The sequence below is a fragment of the Paenibacillus sp. TAF43_2 genome, assembly GCF_052113545.1.
GTDB lineage: Bacteria > Bacillota > Bacilli > Paenibacillales > Paenibacillaceae > Pristimantibacillus.
Genome location: NZ_JBFRDK010000308.1, coordinates 1 through 4034 on the forward strand (window position 1 = coordinate 1; position 4034 = coordinate 4034).

Here is a 4034-nt window from a genome sequence, read left to right on the forward strand (position 1 = left end):
CCTCATGGACAGGTTGAATGAAGGAATGTGGGAGCGCCTCATGGACAGGTTGAATGAAGGAATGTGGGAGCGTAGACTCTGTGAGACATGGGAGGGTTGACCCCCATGAGACGATGTGGAGATCCAAAGGTGCGACCATAAATCTTCCCAAAGTCCACTTTTTTAAACGAGTGGTCTGAGTGGAGAGGCTTTTTGTACATTCTTCGCCCCATATTTTACACTATCTACAATCTTGTTCCATTTAAAGGTTGTCTTGTACGAAAGGAAATCGTTCAAAACCTAAGGAAATATGAGCATTTAAGAGAAAAATGATTCTCCATAGAGGGAGAATAGTTCCAATAAGTGGTATTCTAAGATAAGGGATTTGAACAGGGGGGCAATGTTGATGGAAATAAAGCATCCAGTTAAGAGTCCATCAAGGATTGGAACCATTATAGGCATGATTGCTATTATATCGAGTCAATCTATTCTTGTATTGAGATTATGGGATCAGAGGGGTATATTCTACGCTTCGTTAACGGTGATTCTTCTATGTTTAGTTGTACTGTTACTCACATTGTACAGAACATTTTTTAAGAAACCAACCGTGTTATGCCTATCCATTGAGCAAATCATATTAAATGGGAATATAATTAATTCAAGGGATATTAAAGTGATAATGACAATGGGGTACTTTAAACCTGTTATTGGGATATTACCTTACAGCTGGAAGATCGTCCCATTGGATATGGCATTTAGGTATTCAAAGGATGAAGATAGAGGCATCTCGGATTTAAAGAGCTGGGCAAAAATGAACAATGTAAAGATGGTTAATAAATCGTTTCAAACGTGGATATAAGTGTATTCAAAAGCACTATTCGGTACGGTTATTATCTTATTCAGAGGATGTGCTTAACCAGGATGACATGCTTGTTCGTTACGCTAACGAGGAACGTTAGTTCAATGAAACAGCGATAGTCTAGGACATTATTTTTTGTCCTTGGCTGTCGCTGTTTCAATTTCTGAGGTCAGTCTAAAATTTATTTTATGATGTCTGACGATATTACAATTGAGAATCAGCGTGGAATAAAGACACCCAGTCTAATACTTTATTTTCTACCGACAGCAGAGTTTTGGAAACGAAAGGAGTTGCTGGCAGTGAAGAGGGGCAAATTACTTTTGATTATAAAGGTTAGCAGCCGTTCGAGAGAGGATCGAAATTAAATCAACCTTGGTGATTTTCTCTTGCCTTATCGTAAACTCAATAACGTAGAGTAGTTCTCTTTCCATAGCTGCAATGGCGCCAGCTGATCCATTCACGCGGGCTGACTGCGCAGCCTGCGCACGTCCCCTTTAAGTGGTCGCTCAAGAAAGCGAACTTGTAGGGGATATTATTATGGGCTTTTTATCTCCATTCCGTTTTCGATCACGATACTGCTTAGGTGTGATATCGGCATGTTTTTTAAACGATTTAATAAAGTGAGTCTGGTCGTAATAGTTCAAACGAGTAGCGATGGTTGAGACGGACTCACTTGTGAAATCGAGCAGCTTCTTAGCTTCTTCTATTTTCTCCTGATGGATGAAATGACTGATCGTGAGTCCCGTTTCTTTTTTGAAAAGGGTGGATAAATAGGTACCGTTAAGTCCAGTCAGCTCAGCCAGCTCAGAGATAGAAATCGCATCATACAAATGATTAAAAATGTATTCGCGGCATTTCGCGATTGGCTTAGAAACGGTGCCTTTCCGATTTTCGCTAACGCGATCCGTAATATCTAAGAAGGCGTCTATCATCGCGGTTTCAACCGAGCGAACATCCGTTAAATCCTCGATATGCTGAATGTAAGTATCACTTAAGCGATATGCTAGCTCAGTATACAATCCACCCTCCATACCCGCTCGAACGGCTACAGCAATTGCGCAGATGGCAATATTTTTGCGGCTTCTCAAATGACTTCGTTTGGATAGTGTGCCTGCCTCCCCAATTACACCCATTACGAATAGATTCTTAAGTGCAGCTTTATCACCGTTCTTAATATGCCGTAATAATATCTGTTCAAATTCCCGGCTCGTGTGAAGATTAGAAAATTCCTTCATATTAGACATCGATAGCTCGATAGCTTCCTCTGACAAAAACCGTTGACCCAACCGGAAATTAAACTCAAGAACATCCGTTAATTCTAACGCCTCTTGATTGACAATCCAATGGGCCATGATGCCAATGTGAAATAATCTCTGCTTGGAAACAAGAGGGAGACTACGCAAATATTCAACCCAAGCTGGATGGATTTTTCTGGGAATATTATTGTCATTCATGAGATTTCGAACGGTTTCCTCGGAAGGAACATAATCAATTGAGGGACCTATAATAATGGTTCCTGCTCGCTTCAAATCCGAATAAACGGGTTGTACGATAAAAAATTCCTCAAACTCCGTTGTCTGTATAACGGGAAAAGTTTTATCCCAGGTTCGTTTTATTAATTGCTGGAAGTATTCAGGATTTTGTAAGACGGAAAATGGGATAGGAGCGTTGGATTCGAAATATTCCTGCCCGCTTGGATCATCCGCACTCAACCAATAAACAGGCAGCTGCAAGCTCTCATGAAGTAATTTAGCTAAAAAGGAAGGATTAAATTCCATCTAATGCCTCCAAATAAATTTACTTTTATTCAAATAATCATACCATATTTCTGATTTTTTGATCATCTATAATGAGTGTGTAGTAAAAAATGAAAACGCTTTACAGTTTGTGAGCTTATTTTAGGTGGATTCAAAATGAATCGTGACATAAAGAAAATGGTTACACAAATGACATTGGAAGAAAAAACAGATATGTACTTTGGCTTGGATGTTGGGCATTTAAAGGTGCTTTTTCAGATGAAATGGTCGAACAACTTCTCCTCCAACTAAACGGACAAAAAAAATCATACAATCGAGGTTGCTACTATGGAACAGACTAAACTTTCATTTTCGGAGAAGCTTGGGTATGGCGTTGGAGATATGGCAAGCAATCTCATTTGGACGTCCGCTGCAACGTTCCTCACTTTCTTTTATACCGATATCGTCGGCTTTTCTGCTGCAGCAGTAGGTACGTTGTTATTAATTGCTCGTTTCTTCGATGCTTTTGTCGATATTGGTGTAGGTGTGTTAGTTGATAAAACGAGGACCAAGCACGGCAAGGCTCGTCCTTGGCTGCTTTGGCTGGCCGTACCATTTGGACTCTCTGGCGTGCTGCTGTTTTCAGCTCCAGACTTAAGTGCAACAGGAGCGCTTATTTACGCTTATGTGACCTATCTTATTCTCAATATTATTTACTCGGGTGCAAAATGTTCCTTATGGTGTGTTGAACTCATTGATTACACAAGATCCTTACGAGCGCTCTTTGCTTAACATATTCCGTATGTTGATGGCTATCTTAGGCGCGGTGCTCGTCTCCACCATGACGGTTCCTATCGTTAATGCATTCGGTGGCGGCAAACATGGATGGATGATGACCTTTATCATTTATGGCGCAATTGCAGCAGTGTTGTTCTTGATTACTTTCCGAACGACGAAAGAGAGAGTTAAGCCAGCAGTAGCCCAAAATCAGGTCCCTCTTAGTGGCTCTTTGAAAGCGCTTTTCCGCAATAAATACTGGGCGCTGCTCGTGGTCTTCATGATTCTGAGCTATATTATGACGTCGGTTAATACAGCGGTTAACATTTATTACGCGCAGTATATTTTAGGAAATGCTGAATGGATGTCCATTCTTGGCGTTATTTCCTTTATCCCGTTATTAATTGGCTTGCTGTTTGTTGCTCCGATTATTAAAAGGATCGGTAAACGTAATTCTTCACTCCTAGGGTTAGTCATCACGATTTTGGGAGCCGCGATTACGGTTATTGATCCAACTAGCATTATAATCGTAATCATCGCATCGGTGATCAAATCATTTGGCGGCGTGCCATTAGCTGCAACGATGTTCGCGATGCTTGCAGACACCGTAGATTATGGAGAATGGAAAACAGGCATGCGAACAGAAGGTTTAGTTTACAGCGCTGGAAGCTTCGGCTCAAAGG

4 protein-coding genes and 1 pseudogene are annotated in these 4034 nt (G+C 40.9%); 3 read left to right on the forward strand and 2 right to left on the reverse strand.

The window, feature by feature from the left end; all coding sequences use genetic code 11:
- The first annotated feature begins 385 nt into the window (after positions 1-385).
- Complete coding sequence (locus tag AB4Z17_RS32605; protein ID WP_441964506.1) at positions 386-838, forward strand: hypothetical protein; 453 nt, start codon at positions 386-388, stop codon at positions 836-838.
- Between the two features lie 314 nt (positions 839-1152).
- Here the strand turns inward: AB4Z17_RS32605 and AB4Z17_RS32610 are convergent, their stop codons facing one another.
- Both AB4Z17_RS32610 and AB4Z17_RS32615 read right to left on the reverse strand, forming a co-directional pair.
- Positions 1153-1299, reverse strand: a complete 147-nt coding sequence (locus AB4Z17_RS32610) for a hypothetical protein (RefSeq protein ID WP_441964508.1) — start codon at positions 1297-1299, stop codon at positions 1153-1155.
- Positions 1300-1344: 45 nt separating this feature from the next.
- A complete protein-coding gene (locus AB4Z17_RS32615; RefSeq protein ID WP_441964510.1) occupies positions 1345-2616 on the reverse strand; it encodes a helix-turn-helix domain-containing protein in 1272 nt (423 codons plus the stop codon).
- Positions 2617-2751: 135 nt separating this feature from the next.
- On the opposite strand from AB4Z17_RS32615, the gene AB4Z17_RS32620 reads away from it, so the two are divergent.
- A complete protein-coding gene (locus AB4Z17_RS32620; protein WP_441964512.1) occupies positions 2752-2886 on the forward strand; it encodes a hypothetical protein in 135 nt (44 codons plus the stop codon).
- Between the two features lie 90 nt (positions 2887-2976).
- Positions 2977-4034: pseudogene (locus tag AB4Z17_RS32625) on the forward strand (glycoside-pentoside-hexuronide (GPH):cation symporter); the annotation flags it as partial.